Annotated in this window: 14 protein-coding genes; 11 read left to right on the top strand and 3 right to left on the bottom strand. The window is 66.3% G+C overall.

Annotated features, from left to right (window positions below):
- Positions 1-96 precede the first annotated feature (96 nt).
- Entirely contained in the window at positions 97-762 is a 666-nt protein-coding gene (locus ACOZ9V_RS12105) for an SDR family oxidoreductase (RefSeq protein ID WP_139908420.1), read from the bottom strand.
- Positions 763-877: 115 nt separating this feature from the next.
- On the opposite strand from ACOZ9V_RS12105, the gene ACOZ9V_RS12100 reads away from it, so the two are divergent.
- From ACOZ9V_RS12100 to ACOZ9V_RS12065, 8 genes are all read left to right on the top strand, one after another.
- The gene (locus ACOZ9V_RS12100; RefSeq protein WP_434590383.1) at positions 878-2,062 is read left to right on the top strand and encodes a Glu/Leu/Phe/Val dehydrogenase dimerization domain-containing protein; all 1,185 of its coding nucleotides are present in this window, start codon (positions 878-880) and stop codon (positions 2,060-2,062) included.
- 4 nt (positions 2,063-2,066) lie between these two features.
- On the top strand, positions 2,067-4,154 hold the full coding sequence (locus tag ACOZ9V_RS12095) for an acetate--CoA ligase family protein (RefSeq protein WP_434590380.1): 2,088 nt from the start codon (positions 2,067-2,069) through the stop codon (positions 4,152-4,154).
- Between the two features lie 2 nt (positions 4,155-4,156).
- Positions 4,157-5,791: a thiamine pyrophosphate-binding protein gene (locus ACOZ9V_RS12090; RefSeq protein ID WP_434590377.1), complete on the top strand. Its 1,635-nt coding sequence runs from the start codon at positions 4,157-4,159 to the stop codon at positions 5,789-5,791.
- 70 nt (positions 5,792-5,861) lie between these two features.
- Entirely contained in the window at positions 5,862-7,028 is a 1,167-nt protein-coding gene (locus tag ACOZ9V_RS12085; RefSeq protein ID WP_434590374.1) for an acyl-CoA dehydrogenase family protein, read from the top strand.
- Between the two features lie 123 nt (positions 7,029-7,151).
- Complete coding sequence (locus ACOZ9V_RS12080; RefSeq protein ID WP_135539373.1) at positions 7,152-7,778, top strand: superoxide dismutase; 627 nt, start codon at positions 7,152-7,154, stop codon at positions 7,776-7,778.
- 122 nt (positions 7,779-7,900) lie between these two features.
- Positions 7,901-8,470, top strand: a complete 570-nt coding sequence (locus ACOZ9V_RS12075) for a GNAT family N-acetyltransferase (protein ID WP_259357923.1) — start codon at positions 7,901-7,903, stop codon at positions 8,468-8,470.
- A gap of 221 nt (positions 8,471-8,691) precedes the next feature.
- Positions 8,692-9,438, top strand: coding sequence for a 4-hydroxy-tetrahydrodipicolinate reductase (dapB, locus tag ACOZ9V_RS12070; protein WP_434590369.1), 747 nt, complete (start codon positions 8,692-8,694; stop codon positions 9,436-9,438).
- Positions 9,438-9,896, top strand: a complete 459-nt coding sequence (locus ACOZ9V_RS12065; protein WP_139468772.1) for a tetratricopeptide repeat protein — start codon at positions 9,438-9,440, stop codon at positions 9,894-9,896. Before dapB ends, ACOZ9V_RS12065 begins: the two co-directional genes overlap by 1 nt.
- Here ACOZ9V_RS12065 and ACOZ9V_RS12060 read toward each other — a convergent pair.
- Positions 9,859-11,139, bottom strand: a complete 1,281-nt coding sequence (locus tag ACOZ9V_RS12060) for a heparan-alpha-glucosaminide N-acetyltransferase domain-containing protein (protein WP_434590366.1) — start codon at positions 11,137-11,139, stop codon at positions 9,859-9,861. The two genes, ACOZ9V_RS12065 and ACOZ9V_RS12060, sit on opposite strands and share 38 nt — an antisense overlap.
- Positions 11,140-11,207: 68 nt before the next feature.
- Between ACOZ9V_RS12060 and ypfJ the strand changes: the two genes are divergently transcribed.
- The 3 genes from ypfJ (at position 11,208) to ACOZ9V_RS12045 (ending at position 14,941) form a co-directional block, all read left to right on the top strand.
- Positions 11,208-12,086 (top strand): KPN_02809 family neutral zinc metallopeptidase, encoded by an 879-nt coding sequence (ypfJ, locus tag ACOZ9V_RS12055; protein ID WP_434590363.1) that lies wholly within the window; start codon positions 11,208-11,210, stop codon positions 12,084-12,086.
- Positions 12,087-12,251: 165 nt separating this feature from the next.
- Positions 12,252-14,252: an FAD-dependent oxidoreductase gene (locus ACOZ9V_RS12050; protein ID WP_434590360.1), complete on the top strand. Its 2,001-nt coding sequence runs from the start codon at positions 12,252-12,254 to the stop codon at positions 14,250-14,252.
- Positions 14,249-14,941 carry a TetR/AcrR family transcriptional regulator gene (locus tag ACOZ9V_RS12045; protein WP_434590357.1) on the top strand — a complete coding sequence of 231 codons (693 nt, stop codon included), beginning with the start codon at positions 14,249-14,251 and terminating at the stop codon, positions 14,939-14,941. The genes ACOZ9V_RS12050 and ACOZ9V_RS12045 overlap by 4 nt, the downstream gene beginning before the upstream one ends.
- An 11-nt stretch (positions 14,942-14,952) precedes the next feature.
- On the opposite strand, the gene ACOZ9V_RS12040 is transcribed toward ACOZ9V_RS12045, so the two are convergent.
- Complete coding sequence (locus ACOZ9V_RS12040) at positions 14,953-16,266, bottom strand: ATP-binding protein (protein WP_434590354.1); 1,314 nt, start codon at positions 16,264-16,266, stop codon at positions 14,953-14,955.
- Between the last annotated feature and the right edge of the window lie 130 nt (positions 16,267-16,396).

Raw genomic sequence — 16,396 nt, 5'->3', positions numbered from 1 at the left:
TTGGGTCGATCCACGGTGTTCTGCACGTCCAGAACGCCGCGGATCGACCCAACAATGCTTCCGTGCGGTCATGTGGTCGACTGCCGTGCACTTACTTCAGTAGCGAGCGGAGAACCCTCCGTCGGCAGACAGCAGCTGGCCGCTGATCCACCGACCCTCAGCAGAGAGCAGAAATGCAGTGACCCCGGCGATGTCGCGAGGAGTGCCCATGCGGCCGAGTGGCTGATAAGGAATCAGCCCGGTCCTCGTCTCTTCGTCCATCCAACCCGTATCGATCGGCCCAGGATTGACGACGTTCGCAGAGATCCCCTTCGGTCCGAGTTCCCGCGCAGCGGAGATGACGATGCGATCGAGCGCGCCCTTCGACGCCCCGTAGGGCAGATTGCCTGTGGCGTGATCGCTGGTGAAGGCGACGATAGCGCCTCCCGACTCGCCGATCTGCTTCGCGAACGCCGCGATGAGGAGCAACGACGCGCGAGCGTTGACAGCTACGTGGCGGTCGAAGCTGTCGACGGTGGTGTCCAAGATTCCGGACTCTTCGCCGTGAGCGTGGCTGAGCACCAACCCGTCGATGGTGCCGTGATCCCTGCTCACCCGACCGACCAGCTCCTGCGCTTCGTGAGCGGATGACAAGTCGCATGGGTAGTCTCCGCGATCGAGATCGCTCGTGCACACGGTCCAGCCGTCGGACGACAGTCGTGCGGCCACTCCCGCGGCGATGCTGTTCTCTCGTCCGGCTCCGGTGATGAGTGCTGTCGGCATGCTTCGATCCTAGCGGCCTTGACGTGGTGGCCCTCACCCGGACAGACTGGAGTCACATGTCTTACTGAATAGCGGTTCAGTAAGAGTCTTGAGACGCCGATCTTTTGGGAGCCCCATGTTCATGGACATCACTTGGCAGGATCCGGACACCGGTGCACTCGGGTATGTCGTCATCGACACCCTTGTGCGCGGCACCGCTTCGGGCGGTCTGCGCATGCGCAAAGGCTGCACCCTCGAGGAGGTGCGCGGACTCGCCCAGGGGATGACCCGCAAGGAAGCGATCCATCTGCGCGAGGGCCGACACTATGTGCCCGTCGGCGGAGCCAAGGGCGGAATCGACTTCGACCCCCGCGCACCCGGAGCCAAGGACGTCCTCGAACGCTTCCTCGTCGACATCAACCCGATCATGCACGCCTACTGGGCCCTCGGCGAAGACCTCGGCGTCCGCCAGGACGACATCGACGAGATCCTCGCCCGCCGCGAACTCGGCTCGGGGCTCTCCGCCGTCAACAAGCTCGTCGACGATCCCGTCGCCGTCGAGGCCCGCGCGGAGAAAGCCTTCTCCGCCATCGTCGACGGCGTCGCCCAAGACGAACTCGTCGGCGGTCTCGGTGTGGCCACCTCGGTGATCGCGGCCCTGCACGACGCCGGCCGCGACCCGAGAGAATCCACCGCCGTCATCCAAGGATTCGGCTCCATGGGCGGTGCCACCGCCCGCTATCTCGCCGAGGCAGGACTGCGCATCGTCGGCATCGCCGACGCCGACGGGTTCGTGTCCAACCCCGCTGGGCTCGACGTCGAAGCGCTGCTCGCCACTCGGGACCAGTTCGGCGGAATCGACCGCGAAGCGCTGCGCCCGGAGGACCACGTCGGCGATCGCGACGACTGGCTCGCCGCCGACGCCGACGTCCTCGTCCCTGCGGCTGTGAGCTACTCGATCACGCCGGACAACTGCGACCGCGTCACCGCCTCACTCATCGTCGAGGCCGCGAACATGCCCGTCCTGCCCGCAGCCGAAGAGACGCTGCTGGCTCGCGGCGTCACCGTCGTCCCGGACTTCCTCGCGAACTCGGCGACGAACGCCTGGTGGTGGTGGGTGACCTTCGGCGACGTCGACGGCAGCTGGGACGACAGCCGCACCATCGTCACGACGACCCTGCGCGACCTCACCGCCGAAGTCCTCACCGCAGCCCGCGACCAGGGCATGAGTCCCCGGGCGGCCGCTCAGGCGAAGGTCGATGCGAATCTCGCCGCTTTGGGCGATCGTGCTGCCGCTGCCGTTTCGGTGACGGAAAGCTAGCGATATGGACGCGTTCTTCGATCCCGGCAGCGTCGCCGTCCTTGGAGCATCGAACGATTCCAGCAAATGGGGTTTCTGGCTCGCCGCCGGAGCTCTGCGCGGGGCCGAGCGCCGCCGCGTCTACCTCATCAACGCCACAGCCGGCTCGATCCAGGGCCAGCCGACGTACGCTCGCCTGAGAGACCTGCCGGAGACGCCCGAGCTGCTCGTCATCTCCGTGCCCGGCCCCACCGTGGCGGGAGTCGTCGCCGAAGCACTCGAGAACGGAGTGCGCGCCTTCCTCATCATCTCCGCCCGCGTCCCCGACGCCGACCAACTGGCTGCCACTATCCGTGAGACCGGCGGCCGCCTCATCGGCCCGAACTCGCTCGGGATCGTCGACTCACACGCCGATCTGCTCCTGGCCTGGGGCAACTTCATACCCGGAAGTCTCGCCGTGGTCACCCAGAGCGGCCAGCTCGGCACGGAGATCGCGACACTCGCGGCCCGCAGCGGACTTGGCGTCTCCCGATTCGCTTCGATCGGCGGACAGTCCGACATCCGCGCCGCCGAGGTGCTCGCCACCCTCGTCGACGACCCCGCCACCGCTCAGGTCGCGCTCTACCTCGAATCCTTCACCGGCGGAGCCGCCCTCGTCTCAGCCCTCAAAGCCCTGCGCGCCGCCGGGAAGCCGACGATGATCCTGACTACAGGAGCCTCCAGTGCAGGAGCGCGTCTCGCGAGATCCCACACCGGATCGATGACCTCGGCCATGGACACCGTCGATGCCGCCTGCCGGGCCGCCGGTGCCATCCGCCTGGCCACCCCCGGACAACTCGTCGAACTCGCCGGATTCTTCGCCTCCGCCTGGCTGCCGAAAGACCGGCGCATCGGTGTGCTCTCCGACTCGGGCGGACAGGGAGCGATCGCCGCCGACACCGCCGAGAGCTGGGGACTCGACGTGCACGAACTCAGCGCCGGCGCTGCCGGACGCGTGAGCGAACTGCTGCCCGAGGCCGACCACATCGTTAATCCCATCGACCTCGACGGCGCAGGAGAGAAGAACCTTGATGTCTATGCTGACCTCGCCGAGGTGCTGCTGACCGATACGGACATCGACGCCGTCGTCCTGTCCGGATACTTCGGCTGCTACGGCGAGGACGTCCCCGACCTGCTCGACCGAGAACTGGCTGTCGTCGATCGTCTGGGCGAGCTCGTCGCCGAGGCGAAGAAGCCCGTCATCGTCCACTCGATGAGCGCATCGTCGCCCGCCGTCACCCGCCTCTGGGAGCTCGGCATACCCGCCTACACCTCCATCGAAGCGGCCATGCGCGTGCTCGCCCGCGCCGGCTTTTACGCCGCCCATTCGGGTCGGCTCACCGAATCCCTCGAACTCACCGGCCCCGTCACCCCGTGGGGCACCGGATACGCGGCCGCTCGAGCAGTGATCGAGGGCGCTGGGATTCCCGTCCCTGCCGCTGTGACTGTGGGCAGCGTGGGCCCGGGGGAGTCTCGTGCACCCGCCGAGGCGGCCAAGGCGTCCGAACTCAGACCGCCGTTCGCGCTCAAGGCCGGATGGCCCGCCCACAAGACCGAGGTCGGCGGCATCGCCCTGGGACTGAGCGATCTCCCCGCAGTCGAAACGGCATACGCGGACATGGTGGGTCGCCTGGGCGAGGGTGAGTACATCCTCGAGGAGATGGACACGCGCGATCACGTCGTCGAGATCCTCGTCGGGGGTCGGCAGGACGAGAACTTCGGGCCGCTCGTCATCGTGGCCGCCGGCGGGACGGAGACCGAACTCTTCGCCGACACGTGGCTCGAACTCGCCCCCGTCACCCACACCGAAGCCTTGGACATGATCTCGCGGCTGAGCTGCTCGCGGCTGCTCACCGGATGGCGGGGCAGACCCGCCGCGGATATCGACGCCCTCGCCGAAATCATCGTCGCGGTATCCAGAATGGTGGCCGGGAACAACGCCATCGCCGAGATCGAGATCAACCCGGTGCGAGTTGCCCCGGACGGCGCCTTGGCCGTCGACGCACTCGTCGTGACGACGGAGAACCCGACCGCAGAGAACGTGCCAGCAGAGAAACCGAACAGCGAGGAATGAGAATGGACCAGACGACCATCACCGGCGGAGCACACCTGGCTCGTGCGCTCCAGGCCGAAGGGATCACCCGCGTCTTCGGAATCCCCGGCACCCACAACCTCGAGATCTTCGCGCAGCTGAGCGCCGCAGGCATCGACATCGTCTCACCTCGCCACGAGCAGGGCGCGGGCTACATGGCCGATGGAGCCGCCCGCGTCACCGGCGAGGTGCAGGTCATCGTCACGACGACCGGGCCGGCCGCGCTCAACGCACTCACCGCCCTGCTGCAGTCCTTCACGGATTCCGTGCCCGTCCTCCTCATCACCCCCGGCATGCCGTTGACCCACCCCGGCCGCGGGAACGGACTCCTTCACGAAGTGCGCAACCAGTCCGCGGCCCTCTCGTCGGTACTGACCGAGGTCATGCGGGTCACGAGTCCCGGCGAGGTGTCGCTGGCCGTCGGGCAGTCACTGTCGGCGATGCGTTCAGGCCGGCCCCGCCCGGCCGCCATCGAGATCCCTCTCGATCTCATCGAAATCGCCGGCCCGGGCACGCTCCATCCGTCCTTGGCCCGGACGCTGCCGGCTCCCGTGTCCTCGGAGATCGATGCTGCCGCCGAAGCGATCGCCGGCTCGAATCGACCGCTCATCATCGCCGGGGCCGGAGCACACGGAGCAGGAGCGGAGGTCGCAGCTCTGGCTGAGACGCTCGGAGCGGGAATCGTCCTGTCCTCGAACGCGAAGGGACTCGTCGATGACCGCGCCGAGACCACCATCGGCGCCGTCGGGGTCCTCGAGCTGCTTCCAAAACTCACAAGCGATGCCGATGCGGTCATCGCGATCGGTACGGAACTGGCACCCAGTGACTTCTGGCCGGAACCCCTGCCGCTGCCCGACACCGTGGTGCGCATCGACATCGACGAAGTGCAGATGCTCACGAACGCGGCCGTCACCCATCCGATCCTCGCCGCCGCGAAGGCGGCGACCGCGGCACTGAACGAGCGCGTGACCACGATGCGCGCGGAGTTCGCGACTGCCGCCGCACGGGACTGGAGGGCCGGCTGGAAGTCAAGGGCCGCCTCGGCGATGGAAACCGACGGCCGACCTTGGGCCGATCTGTCGGCCGCACTCACAGCGTTCGCGGAATCGGACACCTCACCGCTCTTCGTCGCAGCGGACTCGACGATGGCCTGCTACTACGGGGTGCAGACCGGGTGGAAGGCTCGCTCGGGCGACCGGTTCCTCTACCCGGCGGGGGCAGGCACGCTCGGTTACGGGCTGCCCGCCGGCATCGGTGCGAAACTCGCTGCTCCGCAGGCCAGAGTGGTCGCGGTGGAAGGCGATGGGGGATCGATGTTCACGATCGCCGAACTCGCCGCGGCCGTGCAGGCGGGCGTGCGGATGTGCCTCATCGTCGTCGACAACGGCGGGTACGGGGAGATCCGCAATGAGATGGAGGACCGCGGGGACACTCCGTCAGGGGTGAAGCTCACCGGGCCGGATTTCCCGGCACTCGCGCAGGCGATGGGGGCACGCGGAATCCACGTCGACGGCGCGGACGCGCTGCTGGCCGCGCTCAGCGAGGCGGAGGCAGTGGTCGGCCCGACGCTCATCCACATCACCGAGGATTCCCGGGCCGGAGCGGACATGCTCGACTGACCGGGGACGAGGGACGTCGGCCGGGCGCAGTGAGGCGCCCGACCTCCACTGACACTTCGAAGGAGAACTGATGAGCTACACACCTTGGCCGCTGAGCGATGAACAGCACGACATCCTCGACCTCGTGCGCGGATTCGCCCACGACACGATCCGTCCGGCCGGTCGCCGCGTCGACGAGGCCGACACCGAATCGCCGGTCGACATCTTTGCGGCGGCAGCCCGGCTCGGGATCACCGACTTCATGATTCCCGAGGAATTCGGCGGCGGCGGATTCACCGATGTCTTCACTCAGTGCCTTGTCCAGGAACAGCTGTGCTTCGGGGATCCGGGTATCGGGAACTTCGTGTGCTCGAACGGCTTCTTCGCCGACCCGATCCTCGCTTTGGGCACCCCGGAGCAGAAGGAGGAGTGGCTGCGCCCGCTGACTGGAGCAGACCCGAAGATCACGGCGCTGGCAACGACCGAGCCCGGTTCCGGATCGGACTCGGCTTCGATCATCACCCGGTCGGATGCCGTCGATGGTGGGTACGTGCTCAACGGGCAGAAAGCCTGGATCTCGAACGCGGGGCTCGCCGACTTCTACGTCGTCTTCGCCAAGACTGACTCGAGCCGTCGCTCCCGCGGAATCAGCGCATTCCTGCTGCCCAGGGAGACCGAGGGGATGGAGTTCGGTGCGCCGATGAAGAAGATGGGACAGCGAGCCATCGTGTGTCGGGAGATCTTCTTCTCCGACGCATTCGTGCCCACGTCGGGCCGCCTCGGCGAGGAGGGGCAGGGCTTCTACGGACTCATGCGCACCTTCGACATCTCTCGGGTGGTGCTCGGTGCTGCGGCGCTCGGCACGGCACGGGCGGCCTTCGAATATGCGCGTGACTATGCGCGGGAGCGCACGCAGTTCGGGACGAAGATCATCGATCATCAGGCCGTCGCGTTCCGGCTGGCGGACATGTCCTCGCGGATCGATGCGGCGTGGCTGCAGGTGCTCAATGCGGCGCGGATGCTCGACGCCGGCGATGTCGTTGATCGACAGCGGATGACGGCCGCGGCGGCGATGGCGAAGCTGAACGCCTCGGAGACGGCCATGTTCTGCACCTGGGCGGCCGTGCAGACCCTCGGCGGATGGGGGTATTCGCGAGAGCATCCCGTCGAGCAGTGGATGCGCGATGCCAAGCTCGAGGAGATCGAGGAGGGCACCTCGGACATCATGCGGCTGCTCATCTCACGCAACCTCGGGTGAAGTCACTCGGCGTCATATGGAATAGACCCGACGGACCCCTTGTTGTCCGAGATGAGACCCTGGGATAGGGTCGAAATGAAGCCACCGATGTGGTGGTCATCAAATCTGATCAGGAGGAATCTCATGGCTGAGCAGTACACACTTCCGGAACTGCCCTACGACTACTCCGCTCTTGAGCCGCACATCTCGGCTCGCATCATGGAGCTGCACCACGACAAGCACCACGCCACCTACGTCAAGGGCGCCAACACCGCCGTTGAGCAGCTGGCCGAAGCCCGCGAATCCGGCAACCTCGCCAATGTGCCGAAGCTGACCCGCGACCTCGCGTTCAACCTGGGCGGCCACGTCAACCACTCGATCTTCTGGAACAACATGTCCCCGGACGGTGGAGACAAGCCGGTCGGTGAACTCGCCGCAGCCATCGACGACCAGTTCGGTTCGTTCGACAAGTTCCGCGAGCACTTCACCACCGCGGCCACCACGATCCAGGGCTCCGGCTGGGCCGTCCTCGTCTACGACCAGCTCGGCGGAAACCTCTTCATCGAGCAGCTCAAGGACCAGCAGTCCGACATCCAGCTCGGCGGCACCCCGGTTCTGCAGCTCGACATGTGGGAGCACGCCTTCTACCTCGACTACCAGAACGTCAAGCCCGACTACGTCAAGGCTTGGTGGAACATCGTCAACTGGGCAGACGCCGGCGCACGCTTCGACCGCGCAGTCGCTCAGACCAAGGGCCTCCTCCTCGGCTGAGACCCCAATTGCTACCTGACGGCGGCCCAGCAACCTCGCGCGAGGTTGCTGGGCCGCCGTCAGGTTGTTTGAGACCTCGGAGCGGGCGCTGGCGGACCAGCGACTGCGGATAAGGTGGCCGGATGAGCGCAATTCTCCGACCCTGGCAGTCAGGCGCTTCGGGTGATGCCGAGGCGTTGGCTGAGGTGTATGAGCGGGCCGATGACGCACTGCTCAGCAACATCCCCGACGACCGCACGATCGGTGGTGCCCGGACATGGCTGGAGACCATCACCGACGCCGAGGCAGCCGGTGACCTCTGCGCTCGGGCGATCATTGATGACGGTGACCGTTCAGGGCGGCGAATCCTTGGAAACGTCATGGCCTCCGGGATCGAACGCCGGCACTCGAGCGCGTGGATCTCCTATTGGTCCGTGGCCGAAGCACGCGGCCAGGGCCTGGTGTCGGCAGCGCTGCGCAGCCTCGTCGACCTCCTCCACGACGAACTCGGGATCTACCGGCTCGAACTCGGCTACCGGGTGAACAACCCGGCTTCGGCGGCAGTCGCGAGGAACGCGGGTTTCATCGTCGAAGGCCGCGAACGAGAGAAACTCCTTTACGACGGCATCAGATACGACACCGAGGTCTGCGCTCGGCTGAGTGGAGACCCGCGGCACCGTGGACCGCGCATACCGTTCGACCCACCTCGTTGACCCCGCGTCGTCCCCTCCAGAACTACCTGACGGCGGCCCAGCAACCTCGCGCCAGGTTGCTGCGCCGCCGTCAGGTAGTAATTGGGAGTGTTCGGATGGTCACTGGATGTGAAGAGACCCGTTCAGGGTCGCTAGACTGACTGGCGGAGATCGTTTCGGTCGTCTCGCCTCGGCCAGACCGGCACACCTCGCAGGGATCATCGCACAAGGAGTCACAGCATATGAGCATTCGCGTAGCCGTCATCGGAGCCAAGGGTCGGATGGGATCCCACGCCGTCGATGCGATCAACGATGCCGAAGGACTCGAACTCGTCGCCGCACTCGGCAGCAGCGATTCGCTGGAGACCCTGATCGATCAGAACATCGACGTCGCCGTCGAACTCACCGTTCCTAAATCCACCGAGGACAATGTCACCTTCCTCGTCGAGAACGGCATCGACACCGTCGTCGGCACCACCGGCTGGGACAACGACCGCCTGGCCCGACTCGAAGCCACGCTGAAGAACCACCCGGAGACTGCGGTGCTCATCGCCCCGAACTTCTCGATCGGTGCCGTCCTGGCCATGCGCTTCGCCGAGCTCGCGGCCCCCTACTTCGACTCGGCCGAAGTCGTCGAGATCCACCACACCCGCAAACTCGACGCCCCGTCCGGCACGGCGAACCACACGGCCCAGCGCATCGCCGCCGCCCGCAATGCCGCCGGACTGCCAGCCGTTCCCGACTCCACCGAGTCCGATCCGCAGGGTGCACGCGGTGCCGTCATCGACGGAATCCACGTCCACGCCATCCGTCAGCAGGGCATGAACGCCCACGAAGAGATCCTCTTCGGCTCCGACGGCGAAGCCCTGACCATCCGCACGGACTCGCACTCCACCTCGGCGTTCATGCCCGGCATCGTCACCGCCGTGCGGTCCATCGCCGATTACACGGGGCTCATCCACGGCCTCGAGAACATGCTCGACCTCTGATGTCGAAGGCCAAGATCGGAGCGATCATCGTTTCCGTCGTCCTCGTCTTCTACTTCGTCCTCATGGGTCAGCGGGCGTGGATCCTCGTCCGCGAACCCGCGATGATCCCCAAGATCATGGGTATCGCCCTGTTCGTCCTGCCCGTCATCGGCGCGTGGACCCTCATCGTCGAACTCGTCTTCGGCGCCCGTACGGAGAAGCTCGCCCGCATTCTCGGGGAGGAAGGCGGACTGCCCGTCGACGACCTGCCCAGGACGCCGGGCGGAAAGATCATCCGCGAGGCCGCCGACAAGGAATTCGTGAAGTACCAGGCCGAAGCCGAGGCCGCCCCCGAGGACTGGCGATCCTGGTTCCGGCTCTCGTGCGCCTACGATGCCAGCGGCGACCGGAAACGGGCGCGGGCCACGATGCGCAAATCGATCAGCCTCTTCCGGGAAGGTCAGAAGCAGGGCGCTTAGGTCCCGGCGACGCCACCCTGATGATGCCCGCGATCCCGCCTTCCAACGGGCCGCGGCTGCTGACAACCAACTTCCACAGCAGAGGCAGCAGCACGAATGTGAGTGCGTGGATGACGAACTCGAGAGTCTGCTCGCCCGTCGTTGCGGATTCCTCCAACGGATCGCCGACGATCTGAGACCTCGTGATCTCCAACAGCACGACGTGCGCCGAATACACGCTCAACGGCATCGATCCCGGAGCCGACAGCGGTGCGAGCACCCATGACTGGCGACCCAAGAGCGCTGCAGCGGCCTGGCATGCAGCGATCGTCATCACCGCGGTTCCACCCGTGGAGAGCAGATCGAACGGCGTCCCCGAATGCGGTCCCGCGATCGCCAGCCACCACCACGACGTCGCCGGAGTCACGCCGTAGCTGCCGGTGAACAGGGCCGCCGTGAGATCCGTGCCCCACATCTGCGCAACCTCCACGAGCGCGGCATCACCGCCGAAGACATTGAGCAGAATCCATGAGGCGCCGCGACCGATGATGAAGAGTCCGAGTCCGGTGGTGAACAGTGCGAGCAGGTGGCGCCCGATGTCGAGCTTCGCCACGGCCATGCCGAGCAGAATGTACGACAGCCACTGCAGCACCGGGTAATAGCCGGTGAGGAAGAGATCGGTGAGCATCGTCCCCGGCGTCGCGAAGTCGAAGAAGCCCATCGGCAGGTAGCTCGGTTCGAGGAGGAACGTCGAACGCACCCACATCGACACAACGGGGGAGACGACCATCCAGACCCCGGCGATCGTGAACAGCGCCCCCGCGCGCAGCCGCAGGAAGAACAGGGCGAGGGCGAACATGATCCCGTAGTTGACGAGGATGACCGCGAGCAGTCCGGAGATCGACCCGAGGCAGAGTCCGATGAGGACGATGGCCGCCGCCCGGATGAGCACGCTCGGCGCCGCATCGCGCAACCGCCCCGATACCGCCATCCGGGATCGGGTCGAGAGCACCAGGGAACAGCCGGCGAGGACCGCGAACAGCGCCGAGGCCCGCCCGGCGAAGACCGCCGCCCAGGTCGGCATCCCCGTCTCGTCGCCGAGGGCGAAGATGTGCGTGACCATCATCGCCAAGAGCGCGATCCCGCGGGCGACATCGAGTCCGATGAGCCGCCCATCGGGGCTGAGCCGACGGGCAACCCCCGCCGAGGTGGCCGTGGAGTCCGGGTCGTGCGCTCGGTGAGGTTCCGCCGGGTGAGAGCTCATGGAACGATTCTCACACGACTTCACATCTGCGCGCCCTCCCGTGTACGCTCCCGGGGTATCTTTATGCCATGACCTTCAACCCGAACGCCGACATCAGCGGCAACAGCACGAGCAAACGCGGTCGCAACACCGCGATCGTCGGGGGCGGCGGCGTGGGGATCGTCGGCCTGCTCGTCTTCCTCATCGGACCGCTGCTCGGCGTTGATGTCACCGGACTGATGGGCGGCATCACCCCGGACGACGGCGGCCAGAACCAGTCGAGCGGGACGAGCATGTCCCAGTGCGATACGGGTGAGGACGCGAACACGAACATCGACTGTCGAATGGCCGGCGCGCAGGTCGTCCTCGATGACTACTGGGCACAGCAGGTCGACGGCTACGAACCGCCGGCGATGACACTGGTCGACGGTCAGACGTCGACCGACTGCGGAACCGCATCGAACCAGGTCGGACCCTTCTACTGCCCGGCCGATCAGGGCGTCTACATCGACCCGAGCTTCTTCGACATTCTGCGTCAGCAGTACGGTGCCTCGGCCGATGAACTCGCCCAGCTCTATATCGTCGGCCACGAATGGGGCCACCACATCCAGAACATCACGGGCGTGATGAGCGAGCACCCGAACAACGGCACCGGTCCGGAGAGCAACGGCGTGCGCACCGAGCTCCAAGCCGACTGCTATGCCGGTGCCTGGCTGGGCAAGGTCACCACTCTCACCGACGACAACGGCACTCCGTATCTCGAAGAGCCCTCCAAAGAGCAGCTCGACGACGCTCTCAACGCGGCCTTCGTCGTCGGCGACGACCACATCCAGGAGCAGTCCGGTTTCGTCAATCCGGAATCGTTCACCCACGGCTCGAGCAAGCAGCGGCAGAAATGGTTCACCACCGGATACAACGAGGGCCTGAACAGTTGCGACACCTTCGCAGTGTCGGGCAACGAGCTCTGACTGACGGTTCCGCCCAACAGCAATCGCACCGCCCCCCCCACCGGCGATCGATACCTCGGGAGCCAACCCTTGCCGCCGTTCGTCATACGGTGATATGAATAACTGAGGCAGCCCCATCGAGGGGCGGCCGCCCAGCCCCATCCGACGATCTGATCAAGGACGATCATGTCTCAGCTGTTCCCACACCTCTTCGAACCCATCACAATCGGCTCCACGGTGATCCGCAACCGCATCGTCTCCTCCGGCCATGACACCGTTCTCGACGATCACGGCCACATCGGCGACGACCTCGTTGCCTACCATGAGGCCCGCGCGAAGGGCGGAGCCGGACTCATCGTCCTCCAGGTCTCCGGCGTCCACGAAACCGCCCGCTACACCAGCCACGTCCTCATGGCCACCGACGAATCCTCCGTCCCCGGCTACCAGAACGTCGCCGAGGCGGTCCACCGCCACGGAGCCACGATCTTCGCCCAGCTCTTCCACCCCGGTCGCGAAGTCATGGACGGCGAGCGTGGAATGGCACCACGGGCCAAGGCCCCGAGCGACGAACCGCAGGAGAGGTTCAAGGTCGTCCCCGAGACTCTGACCACCGCTGAGGTCAGAGACATCATCGCCGGCTACGGACGCGCCGCGAAGCGCATCGCCGACTCCGGAATCGACGGTGTCGAGATCGTCGCCAGCCACGGCTACCTGCCCATCCAGTTCTTCAACCCCGCCGTCAACACCCGCACCGATGACTACGGCGGCAGCCCGGAGAACCGCCGCCGGTTCCTCACCGAGGTGGCCCAGACCGTCCGTCAGTCAGTCGGCCCTGATGTCGTGGTGGGCGTGCGGATCTCCGGTGAGGAGAAGACCGAGGACGGCCTCGTCGCCACCGAGATCCTCGACCTCATCGAACACCTCGACTCCCTGACCGCCGACGGTGTCGACTGCCTCGATTACTTCTCGATCACCGCCGGTGATTCCTCCACTCTGCAGGGCGCCGTCCACATCGTGCCCTCGATGCAGATCGACCCCGGCTACGCCGCGAACCTGTCCGAGCAGGTCAAGAAGATCACCGACAAGACCGTCATGGTCGCCGGCCGCATCAACCAACCCCACGAAGCCGAAGCCGCGATCGCCGAGGGCCGCACCGATATGGCGATCATGACCCGCGCGATGATCTGCGACCCCGAAATCGTGAACAAGTCCAAATCCGACAAGGTCGATGAGATCCGCGCCTGCATCGGCTGCAACCAAGCCTGCATCGGCCACTTCCAACAGGGCGTGCCGATCTCGTGCATCCAATACCCCGAATCCGGCAGGGAACTCACCATCCTTCCCCGACCGACGGTGCGCACCCGACGCAAGATCCTCGTCATCGGTGGGGGACCGGCCGGACTCAAGGCCGCCGCGGTCGCCGCCGAACAGGGCGATGATGTCGTCCTGTGCGAGAAGGAGCCCCACCTCGGCGGGGCGGTGCTGCTGGCTCAGGAACTGCCGTATCGATCCGAATTCGGGGGAGCGGCGACGAACCTTTCCGCCGAGGCAGCCCGCGCCGGCGTCGACATCCGCACCTCCGTACCGGCCACCCAGGACCTCATCACCGAGGTGGCCCCTGACCACGTCATCATTGCCACGGGAGCAGAACAGCGCATGCCGGCACTTGAGATTGCTGACGACGCATTCGTCATCGGGGCTCGCGACTACCTGCGCGAGACCCCGGATCTTCCGCCCGGACGCGTGCTCGTCACCGACTGGAAGGGCGACTGGATCGGACTCGGCATCGCCCTGCGGCTGGCCGAGGCCGGGCGACACGTTGTTCTCGCGACTGCGGCGAACTTCGCCGGTGCCGCCATCCAGCAGTACACGCGCACCCTGCTCGTGTCCCAAGCGCTGCGGACCGGGCGGGTCGAGTTCGTCAACGATGCCCGCCTCGTCGGAGTCGATGCCGACACCGGTTACCTGCAGTCCACTCTCTGCGAGGTCGTCCACGAGGTCGACGATGTCGCCGCGACGATCGTCTCCGGAGCACCACGCTCTGTTCCGGTCGACCTCGACTTCGGGGCCGCCTCGGTGACGGTGATCGGTGACGCCCTGGCCCCGCGTACGGTCGAAGAGGCCGTGTACGAAGGGCTGACCGCGGCCACCGCTCTGGCCGAACGACGAACACCGGTCACGGCGTGAGCCCGCGTCCGGCCCAACCTGCCGCCGAAACCGAGGCGAAGAAGGCGGCGATCATCGCGGCCACCCTCGACCAGATCGTCGACCGAGGCCCCACGGCTGTCCGCATGTCCGATGTAGCGAAGGCCGTCGGCATGTCGGTCGGGACAGTGCAGTACTACTTCGGGTCACGCGATGCCCTGCTCGCCGCAGCTTTCTCGGCCCACAGCGATGCGGTGCTCAAGGACATCGCCGACATGGCGAACCATAATGGCAAGAACACAGGCGAAGGGACAGAAACCGGTTCGCCTCGGTCCCGCCTGCACGCGGCCTTCACCGCCGTCCACGAGGTCGGCAATCACGGTCAGAGGTCGCGGGTCTGGATCGAACTCGTCACCGCGGCACGCACCCACGCGAGCCTGCAGGATTGCGTCGACTCCGTCTTCGAAGGGTGGCGCAGCCTGTTCTCACGCATCATCGACGACGGCATCAGGACCGGAGATTTCACCCTCTACGGGCTCACCGCCACCGAGGCGGTCGATACGTTCATCGCCATCATCGACGGCTTCGACCTCGCCGCCGTCGCCGGACACGGCCCCGAGCCGACGACGATGGCGCGCATCCTCGGCGCGACTGCGGACGGCCTGTTGAGCGGTGGGAGTCCGGGCGCCGCTGCGACGCATTCGGGTCCGCACAATCCGGTCCGGTCATAGCCCGGCCCGCCTCACAGCCTGGCGATCGTCTCCACGTCCTCACCGAACTCCCGGGCCGTCTCCTCGGACACCGTCGCCCGCGTTGCCCGCAGCGCTTCGAGATAGTCATCGGTCGAAAGCACATCAGACCGGGAGGCGATATCGACGTGCTGCTGTCGCAGCGACGACGCCAGAGCTTCCTGCGATGCACGCCGGGCAGCGTATTCGATATCGGCCGGGGTCAGACCGTCACTGGCATCGACGAGCACATCGAGATCGACACCGGCGATCGTATGCTCGGGAATGTAGCGCGACCAGATCGCCTCCCTGGCGGTGGCATCCGGCAAACCGATGGGAATGACATAGTCGAAGCGCCCATGCCGCAGGAACGCCGCATCGAGGGCACGGACGAAGTTCGTCGCACAGATGAGCAGCCGACCCTCCCGATCCCGGAACTCCGCAACCTGCTTGAGCAGCTCATTCGTCACCCCCTGCGTCGGCGGCGGCGGCTCACCTCCGCGCTTCGACGCGATCTCCTCGACCTCATCGATGAACACCACAGCATGTTCGAGCTCATTGATCTGCTCGAACGTTGTTCGCAGACCCGCGGCCACACCGCCGGGCTCACCGGACAGACGCGACGGGAACACCTCGACGAACGGCCAGTCCAACCGCGACGCCACCGCCTTCGCGAACGTCGTCTTCCCCGTCCCCGGCGGACCGAAGAGCATCACCGCCCGAGGCGGCACGACCCCGAAATGATCGGCGAGATCCGGTTCGGCCAAGGGCACGACGAGGCGATCCTCGAGCATGTCCTTCTCCTCCTGCATCCCGCTCACCCCATCCCAGAGGTGGCGGGGCAGAATCCGTCCCCCGACCGTTTTGAGTCGGTCGAGCTCACGACGTTGCACCGGCAAGTGCCGCTCGACGTACTTCAGCCCGGACCGGGCCTCGAAACCGTTGGCCACCAGACCATCGCAGGCCGACGTCCCCGCGGGAATGAGCATCGACAGCTTCCCCAAGCCCAGCGGCATGAGGCGTCGTTCGAGCGCATCGAGCAGCCCCGCCTCGGCGCGGGTGCCCTGCTCAGGATCGGCACGCACCGCCTCCAGGACATGGAAGAACACGAGAACTCCCTGACCGTGCGCGGCGCGGCCGACGGCGGCACCGACGATCTCCTCATCGCGGACGGCCACGACGGCCTGATTGCGCTGGCAGGCGGCCAACACCTCGGAGAGCGGATAGAGCGGGGGAGCGGCCTCGGATTCCGGGACGGCGGCTTCGAAGAGACGGATGATTCCGTCGAGGTCATCATCATGGAAATCGCGGATGCGGGTGCGGGTCATCGAAAACTCCTTTGTTTCGGTGGCGGGCAGGGCTCAAGAGTAGACGATCGAACGGCCGCAGGTGTGATCCGTCTCTCAACGTGACCGCACGGGCACCGCAGGCGAGGCGAACGACACCCGCAACGCGGGT

Origin of the sequence: Brevibacterium sp. 1718, from assembly GCF_051131255.1 — a bacterium.
Taxonomy (GTDB): Bacteria; Actinomycetota; Actinomycetes; order Actinomycetales; family Brevibacteriaceae; genus Brevibacterium; species Brevibacterium sediminis.
This window is presented reverse-complemented; position numbering and strand designations above follow the sequence as displayed.